Raw genomic sequence first — 21649 nt, 5'->3', positions numbered from 1 at the left:
TAAGTCCTCGCATCAAGTCTTTTTTTGCCGGAAAACGGAATTCAGGAAGCCGCTGAGCACGCCGAGGAACAGCAGCGGCGGTAGCGACAACAGCACGACCGAGGCGTTGAGGATTCCCCACGGCACGTTCATGCCTTGCTGTGAAAGTTCGGAAGCGACGATCGGCAATGTCTTGGCGTTGGAACTGGACAGCATCAGCGCGATCAGGAATTCGTTCCACACCAGCACGAAGCTGAAGGCGACGGCGCCGATCAGCGAGCGCGCCGCTACCGGCAGCGCAATGCGCCAGAACACCGAGTAAGCGCCGTAGCCGTCGACGAAAGCGGCTTCCTCGATTTCCTTCGGCACGGCCTGGAAGGCGGGAATGGCGAGCCACATGATCACCGAGATGGTGAGCAGCGAATAGGTGACGATCAGCGCCGGCAAGGTGTCGTAGAGCCCGATCTGCAGCCAGATCACCATCAGCGGAATGGCGACTGCCACCGGGGGCAGGAAGCGCAGCGACAACACGAAGAACTGGATGTCGCCAGCGAAGCGATTGGGATAGCGCGCCACCGCATAGGCTGCCGGAAGGCCGAGCATGACGCCGATCAGCACGGCGACGCCGCAGGAAATGACCGAGTTATAGAGACCGGTCATGACGCTGTCGCGGCCGATGATGTAGCTGATATTGTCGAAGGTCGGGGTAAACACCAGGCGCGGCACGCGGGTGATGATGTCGACATTGTTCTTCAGCGAATTGACCGCCGTCCAGGCGAGCGGAAACACCGCCATGAAGCCGGCGAAGGCCAGGATGATCTTGCCGATGAGGCGGCCCGGTCTCATGCGATACGGCCTCATGCCTGCACCCGCTTCCACAGCATGGTGAAGGTGATGACAGTCGCGATCATCATCAGCACCGCCATGGCCGAGGCATAGGACACCTTGCCGGATTCGATGAAGCCTTGCGAGAAGGCGTACATGTCGAGCGTCTCGGTCGCCACGCCCGGCCCGCCGCGCGTCATCACATAAATCAGGTCGAAGGAGCGCAGCGATTCGATCATCTTGACGAACATCAGGCTGATCAGCGGCGCCTTCAGCATAGGCAAGGTCACATAGGCATGGATCTGCCAGCGTTTGGCGTGGTCGAGCCGCGCCGCTTCGATCGGCTGCGGCGGCAAGGTCTCCAGAAGCTTCAGCACGATGACGGCAAAGAACAGTCCCCACTGCCACACATCGACCGAGGCGACGGCAAACAGGGCCGTCGCTGGCTTCGAAAGCGGGTCGAAGATCAGCCCGCCGGTGATCAGCCGGTAGGGGTAGGTGGCGATGCCGTAGAGCGGATGATAAGCGAACTTCCACACGAAAGCCGCCGACACGCGCGGCAACAGCACCGGGATGATGAACAGCAGGCAGTAGATGTTGCGGAGCCGCGGCGACGCCACTTCGAACATCAGCACGCCGAGCCCGATCGCCACCATCATCGTTGCCACCACGGTGACGATTTCCCACTTCACCGAAACCCAGACCGCGTTGAGGAAACGCCGGTCGGCGAACAGGTCGATGAAGTTCGACAGCCAGACCCAGGAATAGTCCGACGAGCTGAGCTCGCGGTTCTGCAGCGCAATGACGATGGCGTAGAGCGTCGGCACCATCGACAGCACCAGGAGAATAGCGAGCGTCGGAACCAGAAACGTCACGGGCAGGGAAGAGCGTCGGCGCATTGCCTATCCTCGGGCTGTGCCTTTTTGGAGAGACCCGCGGCGCACAGTCCCGGCATCCGGTCGAATGCCGTGGACGCGCGCCGCGGGCGGGAGGATTACTTCTTCTTCACCAGCTCGTTGGCGTAGGCCTCGAGTTCGTCGAGGCCGCCCTTGACGTCGGTGCGCGTGCCGGTGACCAGCTCTTCCAGGATGATGCCCCAGCGGTCGCCGAGATCCGGCCAGCGCGGATCCTGCCAGAAGTTCACCGCCGTCACCTTGCCGGTATCGGCAAGCGCCTGGCCGAGATCGGCGCCGTAAATGTCGGCGAACTCCTTGCTGGACAGCACGCTGGTGCGGTTGAGCTCGCCGAATTGGTGCGCGTCGAGCCGGCGCTTCTCGTTCTCCTTCGACGTCGCCCAGGCGATGAACAGGCCGGCGCATTGCTTCGCGGCGTCATCGGCATTGGCCTTGGCGGCGATGGCGAGGCCGTGGCCGTAGCCGCCGCCGGTCAGTGGCGAGGGCGGCGGCAGGAAGCCGATCTTGCCGACCACTTGCGAGGTCTTCGGGTCGACCGCCATGCCCGACAGCGGCGTCGATTCGACCAAGATGGCAACCTGGCCCGACAGGAAGGCGCCGGTCGATTCATCCCAGCTGCCGGTCTGCGTGCCGGGCGCTGAATCCTTGAACAGTTTAAGATAGGTCTCGGTCGCTTTGACCGCGGCTTCGGAGTTGAAAGCCGGCTTGTCACCGTCGAACCATTTTCCGCCATAGGCCTTGAAGAACGGCATCCAGCGCCAGACATTGGCGCCCGAGCCACGCGCGCCGCGCAGCGCGATGCCGTACATGCCCTTGTCGGGATCGGTCAGCTTCGGCACGTCGGCGATCAACTCGTCCAGCGTCTTCGGCGGCTGGATGCCGGCGGCTTCCAGAATGTCCTTGCGGTAGACCATCAGGTCGCCGCCGCCGGTCAGCGGCGCGAACCACACCTTGCCGTCATAGGTGGCGACCTTCTGCCGGCCCGGGTCGAAATCGGCGTAGTCGTAGTCAGCCGGGTAATAGTCGGTGAGCGGCACGATCCATTTCGACGAGGCGAACAGCGCGACATTGGCTTCGTCGACATAGTAGACGTTGTAGTTGCCGACCGTGGACGCATCGGCGCGCGACTTTGCCCGGCGGTCGTTCTCGTTGAGATAGTCGATCTGGAAGCTGGCGCCGGCCAGTTTCTGGAACTCGTCCTTGGACGCCTCCAGCAGCGTCAGCCCGTCACGCGGTTGCGCCAGCACCTTGACCGGCGCCGAGCAGACCGGCGCCGCCAGCGCCATGGTCGAGAGGGTCGTGGTAAGCATGAAAGCTGCGCTTATGCTCGCAGCGAGCCGAATTGGTTTCATTGATTTTCTCCTCCAGGAACAGTCGCAGGAAGCGGAAGTCTTCGGTTGCGCGATCCTCGCCATCGCCCGAGCGACAAGCCACCCATCGCCAAAATGAGGAGTTGCTAAAGGCCGCGCTAGAAGCCCCGTTGCAGCAGACCTGTACTTTTATGCATTGTGCGCTGCAAAATCCGGCCCGCCTGCACGGCCTCTGTCACATGAGTACCGATGGAGTGAGGAAGGCCGGTTTTCAGGCGCGCATCGTCATCCGCTGCTTCGACAGCTTGCGGTAGGATGACGGCGTCATCCGGTGCTTGCGCAGGAAGGCGCGGTTGAAGTTGGAGATGTTCATGTAGCCGACCTGGAAGCAGATGTCGGTGATCGGAATATCGGTGTCCGCCAGCAGCTTGCAGGCTTGCCAGAGCCGGAGCTTGGCGATGTGGTCGCTGAAACTGTTGCCGGTGTTTTTCTGGAAGAAGCGCGAAAACGTGCTTTCGCTCATCCCCGCCAGCTCCGCCGCCTCCGGCAGCTTCAGATCCTCGGCGAAATGCTGGAAGAGATAGGTCAGCGTGCGCTGGATGATGTCCAGCGAGGTTGCGTCGAGCGCGGGTGAGAAATCCGGCGAGGACAAAAGCTCGTATTCGTCTGTCCTGGCCAGCAGATCGACCAGTTCGAGGAAGAGGCAAAACCGGGCGAGCCCGTGCACCATGCCCATCCGTTCCATCAGCGCGGCGCCGTCGAGCGCGGCGCGGCCATGGAAGACGATGCCACGCAGCGATCGCTCCAGGAACGGTTCCAGTTCGCGCAGCTCCGGCAGCAGTCCCGCCGAGCCGCGCAGCCGCTGCGGATCGAATTGCAGCACGATGTCGCGTCCTTCGATCAGCTCGCCGGGTTGCACCGATGTCACCCAGTCATGCGGCAGCCCGCCCCCGACGATGGTCAGGTAGCCCGGCCCGAACTCGCCGATGTGGTCGCCGACCAGCACGACACCGGAAGACTTCCGCAGCAGATGGATTTCGTATTCCGGATGGAAATTCCAGACATTGCGCTCCCAGGGATAGTCGTCGAGCCGCCACAGAAAACTGTCGCTCGCCTCGGTGACGATGTGCTCGAAAGCCGGCACCGTGCGAGGGATCGCGGCCGTGTTCTTTCTGCGCCTGAATGCCATTCGTCTGCTCTCTGGGGCGTATGAGGAAGCGACTGGTTTCGGGTAATCCGTAGCAGTCTGTCGCCGGCAAGTGAACGATGTCTGCCTCAGCGAGTTCAACGCCGGCTCTCGATGATCTCGATGAAGCGGGCGAACAGCCCGGCCTGGGATTTGATGCCGAGTTTGCGATGGATGTTGCGGCGATGGACCTTCACCGTTCCCGGCACGATGCGCATGGCTCTTGCGATCGACTCGGTGGAATGCCCCTGCAGCACCAGATCGACCACATGCTTTTCGCGCGGGGTCAGCGACAGGCTTTCCCAAATGTGGGCGCGGTCGAACTCGTTGACGGCGGCGATCGTCTCGCCCTGCTCCGCTTCGTCCTGCTCCTCGGCCGAAAGTGCGGGCCAGCGCAACCGGGCGAAGTTGATGACCGCCGGCGCCATGTCGCGCAGCAGCCTGGCATCGGCGGTGCCGAAGGGACCCGAGGCGTGCAATCGCATCAGCGACAGCACCAGGGCATCCTTGCCGGGCAGCGGCACGAAGAAGCCGACCTCCTCGGCCAGCCTTGTCTGGCTATAGTAGGTGCGAAAATACTCGCTGGCATAGAAGCGGTCGGGCGCCAGTTCGCGCATGCGCCAGAACCCCTCCTTGCGCTCCACCGCCGCGTGATGAAATGGGTCGAGAAGATAAGGTCCTTCCTGATAGAGCGTGACGAAGACATGGCTCTCGGCCGGCGAGAAGGTTTCGAACAGCAGCGGCGGTCGCGAGGCGCCGCGGTAACCGAAGATCACGCAGTGGTCGAAGCCGACATGCTGGCTCAACCAGCCGACCATTGCCTTGCCGAACAGGTCGCCGCTCGTCTCCCGTGTCGCCGCGACAAGGGCTGCGAGCCGGCTGTATTCGTCGCTGCGGGACGCACTCAATCTATACCCCCTTAAACGAGAAAATAGATCAGATATACCACCAGCGAGGTATATACTAGACGCCATTGGCTCTGGTAGCGTCCTGGAATAGCCCTGTTGCTGGAGCCAGCACTTTGACCGCAGTGCCCGACATCGAGTTTCGCGGCGTCACCAAGCGCTATGGCGCTGTGACCGCCGTCAGCGGCATCGATCTCGCTGTGCCGCCCTCCGCCTTTGTCGCCCTTCTCGGACCGTCCGGCTGCGGCAAGACCACATGCCTGCGCATGATCGGCGGCTTCGAGCAGCCGAGCGAAGGCCAGGTGTTCATCCGTGGCCGGGACATGGCCGGAACGCCGCCCTATCGTCGGCCGGTCAACATGGTGTTCCAGCAATACGCGCTGTTTCCGCATCTCGATGTCGAAGCCAATGTGTCCTACGGGTTGCGCCAGGCACGGCCGCGCCTGTCGTCGCAGGAAATCGGCCGGCGCGCCGGCGAGGCGCTCGAAATGGTGCGGCTCGCCGGCTATGGCCGCCGCAAGATCCACGAACTCTCCGGCGGCCAGCAGCAGCGCGTCGCGCTGGCGCGCGCACTGGTCAACAAGCCGGCCGTGCTGTTGCTCGACGAGCCGCTGGCAGCGCTCGACAAAAAGCTGCGCACCGACATGCAGATCGAGCTGCAGAACCTGCAGCGCGAGATCGGCATCACCTTCGTGCTGGTCACCCACGACCAGGAGGAGGCGCTGTCGATGAGCGACTTCGTCTGCGTCATGAACGGCGGCCGCATCGTACAGCTCGGGCAACCAAGCGAGATCTATGACGAGCCGGCCGACCTGTTCGTCGCCGACTTCGTCGGCAAGACCAATCTGTTGAGCGGCAAGGTTGCCGGGCATACAGGCGATCTTGTCAATGTGGCGCTGGCGGACGGAACCGTCATTGCCGCGCGCAAACGAACCGCCTTGCAGCAGGGCGAGACCGTTTCGGTCAGCCTGCGTCCTGAATCGCTAAGCCTCGGCGCCACCAAAGGCAGCCCTTTCAAGGGCATCGTGCGCAACCGGATCTTCCTGGGCTCGACGGCGGAATACGCCATCGAGGTGCAGGGCATCGGAACGCTGCTGGCCAAGGCCGACCATGTGATCGGCCATGGCAATCTCTTCAAGCCGGGTGAACCCGTCGCCATCGGCTTTGCCTCCGGGACGCCGCTGGCGTTTCCGGAGACCAAGAACAACGGGACCAACCAGAGGGTAGCAAAAAATGTCGAAATCATATCGTGACGGACTGCCGATTAGCCCTGAGAACTTCGTCGACCAGCTGATGCGCCTGAAGCGCGGCTCGATCGGGCGCCGCGATTTCCTCGGCCTCACCGGCCTGGGCATCGCAACCGCGGTGATGGCGCGCGAGCTCGGCATCATGCCGACGCCGGCCTTCGCCGCCGAAAACCTCGGCGACCGCATGTCGATCGCCACCTGGCCGAACTATCACGACCCGCAGACCTTCGAGAATTTCAAGAAGGACACCGGCGTCGCCGTCGAGGTCAACGTGTTCGGCTCCAATGAGGAGATGCTGGCCAAGCTGCAGGCCGGCGCCTCGGGCTGGAGCCTGTTCGTGCCGACCAACTACACGATCTCGACCTACAAGAAGCTCGGCATCATCGATCCGCTCGATATGGCCAAGCTGCCGAATTTCGACGGCTCCCAGGAGGACCCGCGCTTCACCTCGGAAGGCACGATCGACGGCACGACCTACGCGGTGCCGAAGAACTGGGGCACCACGGGCTTTGCCGTCAACACCAAGAAGCTGGCCAAGCCGATGACGAGCTGGAAGGAATTCTGGGACGTCGCCATGGCTGAGGGCGATGGCCGCACCATGGTGCATGACTACCAGCTGACCACCATCGGCAACGCGCTGAAATATTACGGCTATTCCTTCAACTCGCTGAAGCAGGATGAACTCGCCAAGGCCGAGGAACTGCTGCTCAAGGTCAAGCCGCATCTGTTCGCGGTCTCTTCGGACTACCAGCCGGGCATGCGGGCGGGCGACGCCTGGATGACCATGTGCTGGACGAATGATGGCGCACAGCTGCATCGCGATATTCCAGAGATCGCCTATGTCTTGGGCAAGGAGGGCGGCGAAATCTGGACCGATTTCTACGCCATCCCGAAGGACGCGCCGAACAAGCCGGCCGGCTATGCCTTGCTCAATTATCTGATGACCCCGGAGGTTGCTGTGAAGGAGCATCTCGCCAATGGCGCGCCCTCGACCGACGCGCGGGTCAACAAACTGCTGCCCAAGGAAGTGCTCGACAATCCGATCCTTTACCCGGCGGCCGACCTGTTGACACCGCTGGAATTCGGTGCGGCGGCGACGCTGACCGATCCCGGCCGCGCCGAGCTGATGGCGCGCTTCAAGTCGGCCTGATGCCGACCTGACGCAAACGGAAAACCGGCGGGCCTAGGTCCGCCGGCCTCGGGGCGGTTCAATGCACGGCAACAGATTTCGGCACAATTTTCCGACGGCGCTGCTGCTCGCACCGGCCACGGCGTGGCTGGTGGTGTTCCTTGTGCTGCCGTTCATCGCCATTGCCGTGTTCAGCGTCGGCGAGCGGGCGCCGGAGGGCGGCTATCAGGCCGCCTTCACGCTGGCGCAGTATGCCAATCTTCCGGCGCGGGCGACTGCTTTCTGGAACACGATGATGCTGGCGCCGGTGGGCGCGCTTGCCTGTCTGCTCGTCGCCTACCCGGTTGCCTACTACCTTGCCCTGAAGGCGCCGGAGCGCTGGCGGCTGATCCTGCTTGCGCTCGTCGTCATTCCGTTCTGGACCAGCCTGCTGATGCGCACCTATGCCTGGATGTACATTCTGGGCGGACGCGGCATTCCCGCGCTGCTGGCCTTTGTCGGCATCGAGGATGTCAGGCTGATCAACACGCCGGGCGCCGTGCTGCTCGGCATCGTCTATGGCTATCTGCCGCTGATGATCCTGCCGATCTATGTCAGTCTCGAGCGGCTCGACCGAAGGCTGCTGGAAGCCTCCGCCGATCTCGGCGCGACCCCGCTCTCAACCTTTCTGGGGGTGACGCTGAAGCTGTCGCTGCCGGGCGTCATGACCGGCTTCTCACTGGTCATGATCCTGCTGCTTGGCGAATACCTGATCCCGACGCTGCTTGGCGGCGGCAAGGTGTTCTTCATAGGCAATGCGCTGGTCGACCTGTTCCTGCAGTCGCGCAACTGGCCGTTCGGATCGGCCATCGCCATCACTCTGGTGGCGGTTTCGGTGGTGGTGCTGATCGCGGCAAACCGTATCTCGACACGGGTGTCGGGCGCCCGCAGGGTGGATCTGATCTGATGCGCGCCTTCGTCACCGCCGTCTTCGCCTTTCTCTATCTGCCGATCGCGCTGGTCGTGCTGTTCTCCTTCAACGCCGGCCGCCATGCCAGCGAGTTCACCGGCTTTTCGGTGCAGTGGTACGGCACGGCGCTGTCGAACCCGTTCCTGGTCGAGGCGCTGAAGAACAGCCTGTTCATCGCCACCACCAGCGCGCTTCTGGCGGCGGTGTGCGGCACGGCAGCAGCGCTCGGCCTGGCGCGGGTCGGGCCCAGAACCCGCGCCGTCTTCGACGCGCTGATGGGTGCCGCGATCGTCGTTCCCGGCGTCGTCATCGGCATCTCGACGCTTGTCGCGCTGGTCCAGCTGTTTGGCGTGCTCAACCCGTTCCTCGCCTCGATCTGGCCAAACGACCAGCCGCCGCGCCTGTCGCTCGGCTATGGATCGATCATCGCCGCCCACGGCCTGTTTTCGATGGCGTTGGTGACGATAATCGTCGGCACGCGTCTCGCCAGCCTCGACCGCAACCTGGTCGAGGCCTCGAGCGATCTCTACGCCACGCCGCTGACGACGTTTCGCTCGATCGTGCTGCCGCAGATCATGCCGGCGGTGATCGCCGGCTTCCTGCTCGCCTTCACCTTCTCCTTCGACGATTTCATCGTCGCCTTCTTCGTCGCCGGCGCGCAGACGACGCTGCCGATCTATGTCTTCGCCTCGATCCGGCGCGGCGTGACGCCGGAAATCAACGCCATCGCCACCATCGTGCTCGTCGCCTCGGTTCTTCTGGTGGTGCTTGCCCAATGGCAGCTGCGCCAGCGCCAGCCGTCAAACTGAACAAGCCATCCAGCTGAAAGACAAATTCATGCTCCTCAAAGACCGCATCGCCGTGGTGACGGGCGCCGGTTCCGGCATCGGCCGCGCCGGCGCCATGATCATGGCCAGGGAAGGCGCGCTGGTGGTCATCGCCGACCGGGATAAGACCAGCGGCGAGGCGACAGCGGCGAGTATCCGCGCGGCTGGCGGGCAGGCCGAGGCCATTGTCACCGACGTCTCTGACGACGCGGCGGTAGGGCAGCTCATCACAGGCACTCTCGGCAAGTATGGCCGCATCGACATTCTGCACAATCACGCCGGCATCCAGGTCGGCGGCACGCTGACCGAGGTCGAGGTCGATGGTATGGATGCGTCCTGGCGCATCAATGTACGGGCGCAGTTTCTGGCCGCGCGGCTGGTCATGCCGGCAATGGTCGCGCAAGGCGGCGGCGTCATCCTCAACACGGCTTCGAATTCGGGCGTCTTCTACGACCGCGAGATGATCGCCTATGCCACGTCCAAACATGCCGTGGTGGCGATGACTAGGCAGATGTCGCTCGACTATGCCCGGCACAATGTGCGCGTCAACGCGCTCTGCCCCGGCTGGGTCGACACCCCCTTCAACGAACCGTTCATCGCCCAGATGGGCGGACGCGAGGCGATCGAAACCTATGTCCGCACCAGGATTCCGATGGGCCGCTGGGCGAGCGCCGAAGAGATCGCAGAAGCGATCCTGTTCCTCGTCTCCGACCGCTCATCCTTCATGACCGGCCAGGCACTGGTGATCGACGGCGGCGAAAGCATCGGCTGATCTAGAGCAATTCCAGGAAAAGTGTGTAACGGTTTTCCGTCCGGAATTGCGTAAAACAAATAAGGGCAGCCGGATAGGAGGGTTCCCGCTTCTGGCTCAATCGCCGGCTGCCCGTCCTCCCTTGCCTTCATGCCGCATTTCGTCCAATAGAAGGACGCAAACGCTGCGAAACCGAAGGTTTTGCCGTTTGGAAGTGCGGCTTCCGGCCTCGTTGCCGACGCGCCGCAATCGGAAAGAGCAGGACAATGTCTGCGATCGAAGCCGGCGCTCGTGCGCCGGAAAATCTTTGGCGTCAGGAAATCAGGGCGACGCTGGCGCTGGCCTGGCCGATGGTGCTGACCAATCTCGGCCAGACCGCGATGACCGCGACCGACGTCATGATGATGGGGCGTCTGGGCGCGGACACGCTGGCCAGCGGCGCGCTCGGCGCCAACCTCTATTTCATGCCGCTGATCTTCGGCCTCGGCCTGATGCTGGCGACCTCGCCGATGATCGCCACCGAGCTTGGCCGCCGGCGCTATTCGGTGCGCGATTTGCGCCGTACCGTGCGCCAGGGCCTGTGGCTGGCGATCCTGATCTCGATCCCGATCTGGATGGTGCTGTGGCATGGCGAGGCCATTCTGCTGGCCATGGGCCAGGAGCCGGCATTGGCACATCAGGCCGGCATCTATCTGCGCTGGCTCGAATGGGCGGTGCTGCCCTTCTACGGCTATATCGTGCTGCGTTCCTTCATCTCGGCGCTGGAGCGGCCGGGCTGGGCGCTGATCATCGTCTTCGTCGCCGTCGCCTGCAACGCCTTCTTCAACTGGGTGTTCATGTTTGGCAATCTCGGCGTCACCTCGATGGGCATTGCCGGTTCGGGGCTGGCGACCACCCTGTCGAGCACGCTGATGTTCTGCGGCCTGGCAGCCGTGGTGATGCTGGAGAAGAAGTTCCGCCGCTACCGCCTGTTCGGCCGCTTCTGGCGCTCCGACTGGCCGCGTTTCAAGGGTCTGCTGCGGCTCGGCATGCCGATCGCCGGCATCCTCGCCTTCGAGGTGACGATCTTCAACGCGGCAGCCCTGCTGATGGGCCTGATCGATGCGGATTCGCTCGCCGCGCACGCCATCGCCATCCAGATCGCCTCGATCTCCTTCATGGTGCCGCTCGGCCTCAACCAGGCGGTCACCGTGCGTGTCGGGCTGGCGCATGGCGCCGGCAATCCGGCAGGCGTTTCGCGCGCCGGCTGGACCGCCTTCGTCATCGGCGTCTCGTCCATGGCGCTGATGGCGCTGGTGATGGTGCTGTGGCCGCATCTGTTGATCGGCGCCTTCATCGACATGACCGATCCGGCCAATGCCAGGGTGATCGCGCTGGCCGTGTCGTTCCTTGCCTTTGCGGCGCTGTTCCAGATCTTCGACGGCGCGCAGGCCGTTGCCGCCGGCATGCTGCGCGGCCTGCACGACACCAAGGTGCCGATGATCTATGCCGCCATCGGCTATTGGGGCATCGGCCTGCCGCTCGGCGTGCTGCTCGCCTTCCATTTCGGCTTGCACGGCGTCGGCATCTGGATCGGCCTGGCGTCGGGGCTGGCCGTGGTGGCGGTGCTGCTCCTGGCCCGCTGGCTCAGGCGGGATAGGATCGCGCCGCCGCTCGTCTTCAGCCATTAAAAGCAAAACGGCCGCCGGGTTCGGCGGCCGTTCTCGTTTGGCGTGGCTCGCTCAGCTCCCGTCCGACGACATCGCGCCGAGCAGCCTGCGTATATCGCCGAACCTGGCGATCGAGCCGAACACCAATGCGGCCACCGCGACGAAGAACACCGACACCGAAGCCATGGTCGGCGTGTAGCCATAGCGCAGCGCGTTGAAGATCTTGATCGGCAGCGTCTCGGTGGTGAAGCCGATCGTCATGTAGGCGACGATGTATTCGTTGAGCGACAAGACGAAGGCGAAGGCGTAGCCCGAGACGAGGTAGGGCAGGATCAACGGCAGCACCACGGTTTTCAGCACTGTGCGGTCGTCGGCGCCCATGGTGGCGGCGGCCTCTACCAGCGAGCGGTCGATCGAGGCAAAGCCCAGCGACAGCGTCACCAGCGGCAGCGTCACGAAGAAGATGGCGTGGCTGATGATGGCGGTGAAGAACTGGCCGAACAGCCCGACCGTCGCCCAGAAGGAGAGGAAGCCGAGCGCGGTGATGACCGGCGGCAGGATGAAGGGGGCAAGCCCCAGCACCTGGAAAATGTTTGCCCAGGGCGCGATGCGCCGCCACAGGAACCAGGCCAGCGGCAGCGCAACAGCAACCGCATTGGCCGCCGAGCAAACGGCCAGCGTCACCGAATGGATCAGCGCCAGCCGCCATTCCGGGTCGGTGAAGATCTGGGCGTACCAGGCGAGCGAGAAGCCGACCGGCGGGAAGCTGAGTTCCTGCCGCGAGTTGACCGAAACCCCGGCCACCACGATCAGCGGCGCCGCCAGGAACAAAGCGACGATGGTGAAATAGACACGGCGCAGCAAGGTCGCGGTCATAGTGCATTCTCCCGGCGTCCGACGAGCAGTGTCAATCCGACCAGCGCCAGCGAGATCAGCACCAGGAACACCGCCATTGCGGCTGCGAACGGCATGTTGGACTGGTAGATCGCCTGGTCGGTGATCAGCACGGACAGCGTCCAGTGTTGCGGCCGTCCGAGAATCTGCGGCAGCAGGTAGGAGCCGAGCGCAAACACGAAGACCATGATCAGCGTCGCCACGATGGTGTTGCGCAGCGCCGGCGCGACGACGTTGAAGAAGGCGCGGATAGGCGAGGCGCCGAGCGTGCGCGCGGCCTCGAGCAATGTCGGGTCGAGGCGGACCAAAGCGGGGTAAAGCACCAGGATCGTATAGGGCAGCGCCTGGTAAACCATGCCGGTGAGCACCGCGCCGAAGGTCGGCAGCAGCGCCACCGGCTTGTCCATCAGCCCGATCGCCACGAACAGATTGGTGATGCCCGCCGTGCGCGAAAACAGCGTCGACCAGGCAAAGCCGATAATGACTTCCGACAGCGACAGCACCGACAACAGGCCGACCAGCCATAGCGTCTGCACGCGGCGCGGCCGGCGGGTCAAAAGGTAGGTGAAGGGGAAGGCGATGGCCACGCAGCAGACGGCGACCAGCACCGCCAGCATCAGTGAAAAGCCGAGCACGCCGCCGAAGAATACCGACAGGAAGCGGGCGTAATTGTCGAACACGAAATCCGGTGTGTAGAAACCGGACGGATTGCGCTTGAAGAAGCTCACCGCGATCATCGTCGAGAACGGCACGACGAAGAAGACGATCAGCATCAGCGCCGGAAAGAACAGCGGCGTGTAGTCGGCTATCGACTTCGGCGCTTCGCGTCTCATGCGCCGAGCACCACGCAGCTTGCCGGCGGCAGTGTGACGCCGACCTTGGCGCCGACCGGCACGTCATGCCGCTCGCGCGGCGTCGTCACCGCAATGATGCTGGTGCCGCCGACGTCGACGAAGGTCTCGATGGTGCCGCCGAGATCGCGCACGAAACTCACCTCGCCGGTGATGGCCGAGCCGCCGGGGCTGCCGAGATGCACATCCTCGGGGCGGACCGATACAGACGCTTTAGTCTGACCCGCCGGCATGGCAAGACCTGGAATGGCTGTGCCCAGAATGGTGGTGCGCCCGGTGCTGTCGATCTCGGCCGGCAGCAGATTGGTGATGCCGATGAAGTCGGCGACGAAGGCGTCGGCCGGCTTGCGGTAGATCTCGATCGGCGGCGCCGCCTGCAGGATCCTGCCGTGGCCCATGACGACGACGAGGTCGGCCATGGTCATGGCTTCGCGCTGGTCGTGGGTGACGACGATGGTGGTGATGCCCAACCGCTGCTGCAACTGGCGCAGTTCCACCTGCATGGCCTCGCGCAATTTGGCGTCGAGCGCCGACAGCGGTTCGTCGAGCAGGAACAGCTTTGGTGACAGCGCCAGTGCCCGGGCGATCGCCACGCGCTGGCGCTGGCCGCCCGATAGTTTGGCCACCGGACGGTCGGCAAAGCCGGTCAGATGGATCAGGCCCAGCAACTCGTCGACGCGTTTCTTCTGCTCCTCGTTCGAGGCGCCGCGAATGCGCAGCGCATAGGCGATGTTGTCGCCAACAGAGAGATGCGGAAACAGGGCCAGCGACTGGAACACCATGCCGAGATTGCGCTTGTGCGTCGGCAAAGGCGTGATGTCCTCGCCGTCGAGCACGATGGCGCCGCTGGTCGGCTCCTCCAGTCCGGCAATCATGCGCAGCAGCGTGGTCTTGCCGCAGCCCGACGGGCCGAGCAGACACACGAACGTGCCATGCGGCACGTTGAGCTGGACATTGTCGACGGCGGCGAAGTTGCCGAATTTTTTGGTGACGACGTTGATGTCTAGTCCGGACATGCTCATCCCTTGGAGGGTTTGCTAAGGGGCCGCCGGACTATGCCGGCGGCCGCTGTGGTTCAGACGGATCGAACGGCTCAGCCGACGATCAGCTCGGTCCACTTCTGGTTGATCCAGTCGGCCTTCGACGTATAGAGGTCGTAGCGCGGGATGATCGGATCGATATCCGACGACACGGCTGCGAACTCTTCCGGCTTGAGGTCGAGCACCTCTTTCTTCAGCGTCGGCGTGGTTCCGACCTTGCGCGACATCAGGCCCTGCATCGACGGCTGGCTCATATAGTCGATGAAGGCATGCGCCTCGTCGACCTTGGTCGAGGCGCGCGACAGCACCCAATTGCCGGAATCCTGGATGCCGCCTTCCTTCGGGAAGGTCGAGCGGACATGGAAGCCGTCGGCGACCGCGAGGCCGGTGACGTCGTGATAATACTGGCCCATCGGGATCTCGCCCGACTTCAGCGCCTGCTCGAACTGCGCCTCGTCGCGATACCACAGCCGGACATTCGGCTTGAGCTCGGCGAGCTTTTCGAACGCCTTGTTCAGTCCGTCCTCAGTGTCGAGCGCATTGGTGCCGCCCATGAAGGTCTTGGCTGTCACTTCGAGCAGGAACGAGTTCGAGGCAAGTGCCAGAAGGCCAAGCTTGTCCTCATTGGCCTTGTCCCACAGAGTCTCCCATGAGGTCGGCGCATCCTTGTAGACGTCGGTGTTGGAGACCAGCGTGATCCACCAGGCGACGGCGCCGATGCCGGCGACCCGGCCATCCGGATATTTGTTGACGAAGCGCGGCAAGAGGTCGTTGTAGTGCTTGAACTTCAACGTATCGAGCGGCGTCCACAATTCGGTCGACTGGCCCTTCAGCGTCGAGGTCTGCGACATCATCGAAAGGTCGGCCGGCGCCTGGCCGGCCTTGGACGCTTGTTCGAGCTGCACCAGCCAGGCTTCGCCGGTCGGCTCGGCGACCGATTCCACTGCAATGCCGGTGGCCTTGGTGAAATCGGGGAAGACGTGCTCGTCGAAGGATTTCTTGAAATAGCCGCCATAGACGCCGACCTTCAGCGACTTGTCCTGCGCGCGCAGGATCGACGGCATGGCGAGCACGCCGGCTGTAGCGAGGCCCGCACCAAGCACGCCGCGCCGTGTCAGGGATTTTCCAATCAGTCTGTTCATCTGGTTTCTCCTCAGTTGATGCCGTTCTATTCCGGCAGATTCCCTTCACGCACTGTCGCCGCCTGGCGTCAGTGGGCCGCCGCTCGTTGTTCGAGCGTACGGGCGTATTGCGTCAGTGGAAAGCACATGACGAAGAAGATCAGCGCCACCAGCCCGTAGACCTTGAACGGTTCGAAGGTGGCGTTGTTGATGGCGTTGGAGGTTCTGACCAGCTCCTCGAAGCCGATGATCGAGGTCAGCGCCGTCGACTTGATCAACTGCACCAGGAAGCCGACGATCGGCGCCCTTGTGATCGAGAACGCCTGCGGCAGGATGATCAGCCTGAGCTCCTGCAGACGGTGCAGGCCAAGGCTGGCGCCGGCATCCCACTGTCCCAGCGGCAGCGCATCGACGCCGCTGCGCCAGATCTCGGCCAGATAGGCGCTGGCGAAGAAGGTCAGGCCGAGCACCGCTGCCGTCCATGGCTCGATGCGCAGGCCGAGCATCGGCAGGCCGAAGAACATCAGGAACAGCTGCATCAACAGCGGCGTTCCCTGGAACAGGGCGATGTAGCCTGAAGCGACCCGCTGGCTCCATTTATTCTCTGCGATCCTGAAGAACAGCACGATCAGCCCGACCAGCGCCCCGCCGACGAAGGCGGCCAGTGACAACAGCACCGTCCAGCGGGCGGCGAGCAGCAGATTGCGAACGATGTCCCAGAAGGTGAATTCGATCATGTGACACCTGCCCCCAATACGCGGCGCCCGCCTGTGACCAGCAGCCGGCGCAAGGCCATGGACAGGACGAGGTAGACCAGGGTCACGACGAAATAGGTTTCGAAGGACCGGAAGGTGCGGGCTTGCAGCATGTCGGCCTCATAGGTCAGCTCGCGCACGGCGATCTGCGACACCACGGCCGATTCCAGCATCATGATGACGATCTGGCTGGTCAGCGCCGGGTAGATCACCTTGAGCGCCTGCGGCAGCACGATCTTGATGAACACCTGGCGCGGTCTCAAGCCCAGTGCAAGCGCTGCTTCCGTTTGTCCGCCGGGCACGGCATCGAGACCGGCGCCGACGATTTCAATGGTGTAGGCTGCCATGTTGAGCGTCATTGCCAGCATGGCGGCCAGGATCGGATCGAGCCTTATGCCGAGGCTGGGCAGGCCGAAGAAGATGAAGAACAGCTGCACCAGGAACGGCGTGTTGCGCATCACCTCGACATAGACCGCGATGGCGCGCTTCACGAATACCGGGCCGTTGCGCCGGCCGGCAGCGCCCAGGATGCTGAGCAGCGTGCCCACGAGCGTGGTCACGACGATCAACAGGATCGTCGTGGCCGCGCCGCGCGCGATGTCGCCCACAGCGCCTGGGAGCCAGGCAAAGGCCACGAGAACTCAATCCTTGAGGTTGTCGGGATTGAGCGGCGTCTTCAGCCAGGCCTTCGAGCTCTCATCGAGCTTGCCGTCGGCCAGCATCTTGGCAACCGCATCATTGACCGCCGTCTTCAGCCGGTCCTCTTTCTTGTTGAGGCCGATATGCGAAGGCGAGGTCAGAAGCTGGAACTTCTGCTCCGGCTTCAGCGCGTCCTGCTTGGCCAGCACCTGGGCGCCGACATCATTGCCGACCACCATCAGCTGGGTCTGGCCCGAGATGAAGGCCTGGATGACGGAATTGTAGTTGTCGAAGCGCTTGATGTCGGCCGATGCCGGCGCCGCCTCGGTCAGCGACGTATCCTCCAGCGTGCCGCGATTGACGGCGATCGACTTGTCGGCGAGATCTTCCTTGCCTTTGATCGAAAGCGCTGCCGGACCGATGACGGCGATGTAATAGGGCGCATAGGCGGCGGCGAAATCGATGACCTCCTCGCGCTCCTTGGAATAGCCGACGCTCATCAGGATATCGACGCGCTTGTCGGTGAGATACGGGATGCGGTTCTGGCCGGTGACGCTGACCAGATTGAGCTTCACCTTAAGTGAATCGGCGATCGCCTGCGCGACGTCGACGTCGTAACCCTTGATGCTCATATCGGCGCTGGCCGAGGAGAAGGGCGGAAAGTCGGAGAAGATGCCGACATTGATGGCGCCGGCCTTGGTGATGTCGTCGACGGCGTCGGCATTGGCCTGGGAGGCGAAGCCGAGGCCGGCGAGCATCAGCGCGGCGGCGATGGTTGATTTCATATGGATTGTCATTGGTATTCCCCTTCTGGAAGCTTGTTTGTTTTGGAAACGGCCGCCGGCTCCAGCGCGGCGGCCGCCTTTGCATGTGAAATCCGTCAGGCCCCCTTGCCGGTGATCGCCGGGCTGAACACCATCAGGCTCAGAATCTCGAACAGGACCTGGGCGCCGACATGGGCGGTGTTGGTGGTCGCGTCATATTGCGGCGCCACCTCGACGACATCGCCGCCGACAATGTTGAGACCTTTCAAGCCGCGCAGCAGTTCGAGCACCTCGCGCGTCGTCAGGCCGCCTATTTCCGGCGTGCCGGTACCCGGCGCGAAGGCCGGATCGACACTGTCGACGTCGAAGGAAATGTAGGTCGGGCCGTCGCCGACGATTTTGCGCGCCTTCTCGATGATGGCCGGAATGCCGAGACCCGTCACCTCTTCGGCATGCACGACCGTCATGCCGGATTCGTAGGTGAACTCCCACAGATACTCGGCCGAGCCGCGGATGCCGATCTGGATGGTGCGGGTGGGGTCGAGCACGCCGTCCAGCACCGCGTTGCGGAACGGTCCGCCATGATGGAACTTGGTCATGTCGAACAGCCCGCTTGTGTCGCAATGGGCGTCGATATGGATCATGCCGACCGGCGCCTTCTTGCCGACCGCCTTCAGGATCGGATGGCTGATCGAGTGGTCGCCGCCGACCGAAAGCGGCAGCACGCCGGCATCGACGATCTGGTTGGTGCGGCGCTCGATGTCTTCGTGGCTGACCTCCAGCCGGTAGCGGCTGCGGAACGGCGTATCGCCGATGTCGGCGACGCGCAGCTCATGCGTCGGCGCGCATTCCAGCACATGATTGTAAGGGCCGATGCGCTCGATGGCGCGCAGCGCCCTTGGCCCGAAGCGCGAGCCGGGCCGGTTGGTGACGCCGAGATCCATCGGCACGCCGATGATCGCCACCTGCAAATCGCCGAAATCCGGATTGTCGGCAGCGATTTCACGGTAGGGCGCGGCGAGGAAGGTCGGGATGCCGGCATAGGGCGCGAGTCGGGTGCCGCTCTTGGAGAAGATCTTGTCGGCGACCTTGCGGAACTTCGGGTCGAACATCTCGCCGCCATGGCTCTCGCCATATTTGCGGCGCAGCGCGTCGAGCTTGCCTCTGTCATAACCCATGTCGGTCTCCTCCTGCCGGGCTGGTGCATGCGGCAGCGTCTGCAAACTGACCATCATCCGGCCGGGTCGCTGTCCCGCTGGCTGCCTGTAGATTTCACGTCATTAATGCTGTTGACCTGCCAAAGTGTCCGGCAGCCGCATTGAAAAATCAATTGATATTGTTACGGTGCTGATTGTGAGAAAATCTCACAGAGTATCCGGTTGCTCATGGCCAAGCGTCTGCCCCCCTTGAATCCCCTGCGCGCCTTCGAGGCGACGGCGCGGCATGCCTCGCTGACCAAGGCGGCGAGTGAGCTCAACGTCACCCACGGCGCGATCAGCCACCAGATCAAGGCGCTCGAGCAATCACTCGGCGTAAAACTGTTCGAACGCACCGGACAGCGGGTAAAGCTCACCCCGCACGGCGCCGAACTGCTGCCGGCGGTCTCGACCGCCTTCGACGGCATCGCCGCCGCCACCCAGCGCATGACCAGGCCAGCCAGCGCCGGTACGCTGTCGGTCTCCTGCGTGCCGGCGCTGCTGCTTCTGTGGATGACGCCGCGGCTCGGCAGCTTCATGGCGCAATATCCTGATATCAGGTTGACGCTGATCCCGTCCAACGACCCCAAGGACATCCGCGCCCCACAGGTCGATGTCTGCGTGCTCTATGGCGACGGCAGCTGGACAGATTGCTGGATGCGCAAATGGTCGGGCCTCGAACTGTTCCCGGTGGTCAGCCCGACGCTGATCAACAACCGGCCGCTCCGCATCTGCCGGGATCTTGCTGGCCATGTCATCCTGCATGGCGATGATGGCCGCGAATGGCACACCTGGCTGGCCGCCGCCGACGGGCTCGACCTCGAACGCGGCCGCCGTCACCATCTCGGCGACGCCCGCACGGCCATCGAAGCCGCGGTTCACGGCCATGGCGTGGCGCTCGGCGATTCCGTCACCGCCAGCATGCTGCTCGCCAGGGGCCTGCTGGTGGCGCCGTTCAGCCTGTCGGTGCCGGCGGTCGACGATTTCTACGTCGTTTGCCGCAACGAGATGCGTTCAGCGCCGATCGTACAGCTGTTTGTCGACTGGCTGTTCGCCGAAAAGGAACAGGCCGACAGCCGCGCCGACGCGCCGGTGGCTGGCCGCATCGGCAGCCGCCGGAAGCGTCCGGCGCTGCGGGTGGTGGGAGCCAAGAGTTGAGGCTGGATCGGAGCGGCTGCTTTTTGTCGGGCCAGCCCGGAAAGCGGGAAGCGCTTTCGAAAATTCAATGCTAATAAGCTCTTGCCAGGCAATTCCAGGAAAAATGTGCGGCGGTTTCCCGTCCGGAATTGCGTAAGACGGACGTGAGCAGCGAAGGCGACGGCAGGACATGGCAAGAACCGATATAGCGCGGCGCGTCTACAACCACACCTGGAAGCTGGACCCGATCGTCCGCAGCCTGCTCGACACCGATTTCTACAAGCTTTTGATGCTGCAGATGATCTGGGGCATGTACCCTAAGGTCGACGCCACCTTTTCGCTGATCAACCGCACCACTTCGGTGCGGCTTGCCGACGACATCGACGAAGGCGAATTGCGCGACCAGCTCGACCATGCCCGCACGCTGCGCTTCTCCAAGAAGGAGATGATCTGGCTTGGCGGTAACAATTTCTATGGCCGCAAACAGATCTTCGAGCCGGAATTCCTCGCCTGGCTGGAAGGTTTTCGGCTGCCCGACTACGAGCTGTCCAAGCGCGACGGTCAGTACGAGCTCTCCTTCAGCGGTCCCTGGATGTACACCACCCTGTGGGAAATCCCGGCGCTGGCGATCATCAATGAGCTTCGTTCCCGCGCCGCCATGCGCGCCTTCGGTCCCTTCGCGCTTGACGTGCTCTATGCACGCGCCAAGGGGAAGATGTGGGCCAAGACCGAACGCTTGAAGGCGCTGCCCGGCATCCGCATCTCCGATTTCGGCACCCGCCGCCGCCATTCCTTCCTGTGGCAGCGCTGGTGCGTCGAGGCGCTCAAGGAAGGCATTGGCGAAGCCTTCACCGGGACCTCCAACGTGCTGCTGGCCATGGACAACGACCTCGAAGCGCTCGGCACCAATGCGCATGAATTGCCGATGGTTTTTGCCGCCCTTGCCAAGTCGGAAAAGGAATTGAAGGAATCGCCCTACAAGGTGCTGCAGGACTGGCAGCGCTATTACGGCGGCAACCTTCTGATCGTGCTGCCCGACGCTTTCGGCACCGCATCCTTCCTGCGCGACGCCCCGGACTGGGTCGCCGACTGGACCGGCTTCCGCCCCGACAGTGCGCCGCCGATCGAAGGCGGTGAAAAAATCATCGACTGGTGGCGCGAGAAGGGCAAGGACCCCAGGCAGAAGCTGCTGATCTTCTCCGACGGGCTCGAGGTCGAGACCATCGAGGAGACCTACAAGCACTTCAAGGGCAAGGTGCGCATGTCCTTCGGCTGGGGCACCAACCTCACCAACGATTTCGAAGGCTGCGCGCCGACCGAAACCAACAGCCTCGATGCGATATCGCTGGTCTGCAAGGTGACGGAGGCCAATGGCCGGCCGGCGGTGAAGCTGTCGGACAATCCGGCGAAAGCGACGGGCGACAAGAAGGAGATCGAGCGCTATCTCCGGATTTTTGGGGCGAAGGATCGCGTGGAGCAGCTGGTCAAGGTTTGAGGGTCGGCGGGTGCCTTGCTGGACGAAATGGAAATCGCGATAGCGTGAGTTCCCGCCCACCCCCCTCTGTCCTGCCGGACATCTCC

Annotated in this window: 21 protein-coding genes; 8 read left to right on the top strand and 13 right to left on the bottom strand. The window is 63.4% G+C overall.

All coding sequences use genetic code 11. From position 1 onward, the window contains the following. Positions 1-12 precede the first annotated feature (12 nt). The 5 genes from NKJ57_RS10400 to NKJ57_RS10380 all read right to left on the bottom strand — a co-directional run bounded on the left by NKJ57_RS10400 (position 13) and on the right by NKJ57_RS10380 (position 5122). Positions 13-825: a carbohydrate ABC transporter permease gene (locus NKJ57_RS10400; RefSeq protein WP_023671259.1), complete on the bottom strand. Its 813-nt coding sequence runs from the start codon at positions 823-825 to the stop codon at positions 13-15. A gap of 11 nt (positions 826-836) precedes the next feature. Next, entirely contained in the window at positions 837-1703 is an 867-nt protein-coding gene (locus NKJ57_RS10395) for a carbohydrate ABC transporter permease (protein WP_023707770.1), read from the bottom strand. 95 nt (positions 1704-1798) lie between these two features. Next, positions 1799-3070, bottom strand: coding sequence for an ABC transporter substrate-binding protein (locus NKJ57_RS10390; RefSeq protein WP_023693095.1), 1272 nt, complete (start codon positions 3068-3070; stop codon positions 1799-1801). A 229-nt stretch (positions 3071-3299) separates the two neighbouring features. Then, on the bottom strand, positions 3300-4217 hold the full coding sequence (locus NKJ57_RS10385; RefSeq protein WP_352510623.1) for an AraC family transcriptional regulator: 918 nt from the start codon (positions 4215-4217) through the stop codon (positions 3300-3302). A gap of 95 nt (positions 4218-4312) precedes the next feature. Then, on the bottom strand, positions 4313-5122 hold the full coding sequence (locus tag NKJ57_RS10380) for a helix-turn-helix transcriptional regulator (RefSeq protein ID WP_023742274.1): 810 nt from the start codon (positions 5120-5122) through the stop codon (positions 4313-4315). A 113-nt stretch (positions 5123-5235) separates the two neighbouring features. Between NKJ57_RS10380 and NKJ57_RS10375 the strand changes: the two genes are divergently transcribed. The 6 genes from NKJ57_RS10375 (at position 5236) to NKJ57_RS10350 (ending at position 11692) form a co-directional block, all read left to right on the top strand. Next, the gene (locus NKJ57_RS10375; protein WP_023700452.1) at positions 5236-6372 is read left to right on the top strand and encodes an ABC transporter ATP-binding protein; all 1137 of its coding nucleotides are present in this window, start codon (positions 5236-5238) and stop codon (positions 6370-6372) included. Next, entirely contained in the window at positions 6353-7516 is a 1164-nt protein-coding gene (locus tag NKJ57_RS10370) for an ABC transporter substrate-binding protein (RefSeq protein ID WP_023683578.1), read from the top strand. Before NKJ57_RS10375 ends, NKJ57_RS10370 begins: the two co-directional genes overlap by 20 nt. Before the next feature lie 61 nt (positions 7517-7577). After that, positions 7578-8441: an ABC transporter permease gene (locus NKJ57_RS10365; RefSeq protein ID WP_352510622.1), complete on the top strand. Its 864-nt coding sequence runs from the start codon at positions 7578-7580 to the stop codon at positions 8439-8441. Then, complete coding sequence (locus NKJ57_RS10360; RefSeq protein WP_352510621.1) at positions 8441-9253, top strand: ABC transporter permease; 813 nt, start codon at positions 8441-8443, stop codon at positions 9251-9253. Before NKJ57_RS10365 ends, NKJ57_RS10360 begins: the two co-directional genes overlap by 1 nt. 28 nt (positions 9254-9281) lie before the next feature. After that, a complete protein-coding gene (locus NKJ57_RS10355; protein ID WP_023736909.1) occupies positions 9282-10043 on the top strand; it encodes an SDR family NAD(P)-dependent oxidoreductase in 762 nt (253 codons plus the stop codon). 245 nt (positions 10044-10288) lie between these two features. Then, complete coding sequence (locus NKJ57_RS10350) at positions 10289-11692, top strand: MATE family efflux transporter (RefSeq protein ID WP_352510620.1); 1404 nt, start codon at positions 10289-10291, stop codon at positions 11690-11692. 51 nt (positions 11693-11743) lie between these two features. On the opposite strand, the gene NKJ57_RS10345 is transcribed toward NKJ57_RS10350, so the two are convergent. The 8 genes from NKJ57_RS10345 to speB all read right to left on the bottom strand — a co-directional run bounded on the left by NKJ57_RS10345 (position 11744) and on the right by speB (position 18913). Then, positions 11744-12547, bottom strand: coding sequence for an ABC transporter permease (locus NKJ57_RS10345; RefSeq protein WP_352510619.1), 804 nt, complete (start codon positions 12545-12547; stop codon positions 11744-11746). Further along, positions 12544-13398: an ABC transporter permease gene (locus tag NKJ57_RS10340; protein WP_023732672.1), complete on the bottom strand. Its 855-nt coding sequence runs from the start codon at positions 13396-13398 to the stop codon at positions 12544-12546. The genes NKJ57_RS10345 and NKJ57_RS10340 overlap by 4 nt, the downstream gene beginning before the upstream one ends. Further along, on the bottom strand, positions 13395-14432 hold the full coding sequence (locus NKJ57_RS10335; protein ID WP_352510618.1) for an ABC transporter ATP-binding protein: 1038 nt from the start codon (positions 14430-14432) through the stop codon (positions 13395-13397). Before NKJ57_RS10335 ends, NKJ57_RS10340 begins: the two co-directional genes overlap by 4 nt. 77 nt (positions 14433-14509) lie before the next feature. Further along, positions 14510-15598: an ABC transporter substrate-binding protein gene (locus NKJ57_RS10330; protein ID WP_023732670.1), complete on the bottom strand. Its 1089-nt coding sequence runs from the start codon at positions 15596-15598 to the stop codon at positions 14510-14512. A 68-nt stretch (positions 15599-15666) separates the two neighbouring features. Further along, complete coding sequence (locus NKJ57_RS10325) at positions 15667-16314, bottom strand: amino acid ABC transporter permease (RefSeq protein WP_023739697.1); 648 nt, start codon at positions 16312-16314, stop codon at positions 15667-15669. Further along, the gene (locus NKJ57_RS10320; RefSeq protein ID WP_023671277.1) at positions 16311-16967 is read right to left on the bottom strand and encodes an amino acid ABC transporter permease; all 657 of its coding nucleotides are present in this window, start codon (positions 16965-16967) and stop codon (positions 16311-16313) included. The genes NKJ57_RS10325 and NKJ57_RS10320 overlap by 4 nt, the downstream gene beginning before the upstream one ends. Before the next feature lie 6 nt (positions 16968-16973). Continuing rightward, the gene (locus NKJ57_RS10315; RefSeq protein WP_023703697.1) at positions 16974-17768 is read right to left on the bottom strand and encodes a transporter substrate-binding domain-containing protein; all 795 of its coding nucleotides are present in this window, start codon (positions 17766-17768) and stop codon (positions 16974-16976) included. An 83-nt stretch (positions 17769-17851) separates the two neighbouring features. Then, positions 17852-18913 (bottom strand): agmatinase, encoded by a 1062-nt coding sequence (gene speB, locus NKJ57_RS10310; protein WP_023703696.1) that lies wholly within the window; start codon positions 18911-18913, stop codon positions 17852-17854. A gap of 207 nt (positions 18914-19120) precedes the next feature. Here speB and gcvA point away from each other — a divergent pair, with 207 nt between their 5' ends. Both gcvA and pncB read left to right on the top strand, forming a co-directional pair. Continuing rightward, positions 19121-20089 carry a transcriptional regulator GcvA gene (gene gcvA / locus NKJ57_RS10305; protein WP_023671280.1) on the top strand — a complete coding sequence of 323 codons (969 nt, stop codon included), beginning with the start codon at positions 19121-19123 and terminating at the stop codon, positions 20087-20089. Between the two features lie 169 nt (positions 20090-20258). Further along, the gene (gene pncB, locus NKJ57_RS10300) at positions 20259-21563 is read left to right on the top strand and encodes a nicotinate phosphoribosyltransferase (protein ID WP_352497003.1); all 1305 of its coding nucleotides are present in this window, start codon (positions 20259-20261) and stop codon (positions 21561-21563) included. Positions 21564-21649: the final 86 nt, after the last annotated feature.

It is taken from the genome of Mesorhizobium sp. M0077 (genome assembly GCF_040322955.1).
Taxonomy (GTDB): domain Bacteria; phylum Pseudomonadota; class Alphaproteobacteria; order Rhizobiales; family Rhizobiaceae; genus Mesorhizobium.
Note: the sequence above shows the minus strand (reverse complement) of the source record. Positions and strands in the feature narration are given on the sequence as shown.

What these genes read in the sequence shown, in the direction of transcription:
- NKJ57_RS10400 (WP_023671259.1), bottom strand. Translation starts at nt 825, where the DNA reads ATGAGACCGGGCCGCCTCATCGGCAAGATCATCCTGGCCTTCGCCGGC.
- NKJ57_RS10355 (WP_023736909.1), top strand. Translation starts at nt 9,282, where the DNA reads ATGCTCCTCAAAGACCGCATCGCCGTGGTGACGGGCGCCGGTTCCGGC.
- NKJ57_RS10315 (WP_023703697.1), bottom strand. Translation starts at nt 17,768, where the DNA reads ATGACAATCCATATGAAATCAACCATCGCCGCCGCGCTGATGCTCGCC.
- NKJ57_RS10330 (WP_023732670.1), bottom strand. Translation starts at nt 15,598, where the DNA reads ATGAACAGACTGATTGGAAAATCCCTGACACGGCGCGGCGTGCTTGGT.
- pncB (WP_352497003.1), top strand. Translation starts at nt 20,259, where the DNA reads ATGGCAAGAACCGATATAGCGCGGCGCGTCTACAACCACACCTGGAAG.
- NKJ57_RS10325 (WP_023739697.1), bottom strand. Translation starts at nt 16,314, where the DNA reads ATGATCGAATTCACCTTCTGGGACATCGTTCGCAATCTGCTGCTCGCC.
- NKJ57_RS10340 (WP_023732672.1), bottom strand. Translation starts at nt 13,398, where the DNA reads ATGAGACGCGAAGCGCCGAAGTCGATAGCCGACTACACGCCGCTGTTC.
- NKJ57_RS10395 (WP_023707770.1), bottom strand. Translation starts at nt 1,703, where the DNA reads ATGCGCCGACGCTCTTCCCTGCCCGTGACGTTTCTGGTTCCGACGCTC.
- NKJ57_RS10390 (WP_023693095.1), bottom strand. Translation starts at nt 3,070, where the DNA reads ATGAAACCAATTCGGCTCGCTGCGAGCATAAGCGCAGCTTTCATGCTT.
- NKJ57_RS10365 (WP_352510622.1), top strand. Translation starts at nt 7,578, where the DNA reads ATGCACGGCAACAGATTTCGGCACAATTTTCCGACGGCGCTGCTGCTC.
- gcvA (WP_023671280.1), top strand. Translation starts at nt 19,121, where the DNA reads ATGGCCAAGCGTCTGCCCCCCTTGAATCCCCTGCGCGCCTTCGAGGCG.
- NKJ57_RS10370 (WP_023683578.1), top strand. Translation starts at nt 6,353, where the DNA reads ATGTCGAAATCATATCGTGACGGACTGCCGATTAGCCCTGAGAACTTC.
- NKJ57_RS10360 (WP_352510621.1), top strand. Translation starts at nt 8,441, where the DNA reads ATGCGCGCCTTCGTCACCGCCGTCTTCGCCTTTCTCTATCTGCCGATC.
- NKJ57_RS10350 (WP_352510620.1), top strand. Translation starts at nt 10,289, where the DNA reads ATGTCTGCGATCGAAGCCGGCGCTCGTGCGCCGGAAAATCTTTGGCGT.
- NKJ57_RS10385 (WP_352510623.1), bottom strand. Translation starts at nt 4,217, where the DNA reads ATGGCATTCAGGCGCAGAAAGAACACGGCCGCGATCCCTCGCACGGTG.
- NKJ57_RS10345 (WP_352510619.1), bottom strand. Translation starts at nt 12,547, where the DNA reads ATGACCGCGACCTTGCTGCGCCGTGTCTATTTCACCATCGTCGCTTTG.
- NKJ57_RS10335 (WP_352510618.1), bottom strand. Translation starts at nt 14,432, where the DNA reads ATGTCCGGACTAGACATCAACGTCGTCACCAAAAAATTCGGCAACTTC.
- speB (WP_023703696.1), bottom strand. Translation starts at nt 18,913, where the DNA reads ATGGGTTATGACAGAGGCAAGCTCGACGCGCTGCGCCGCAAATATGGC.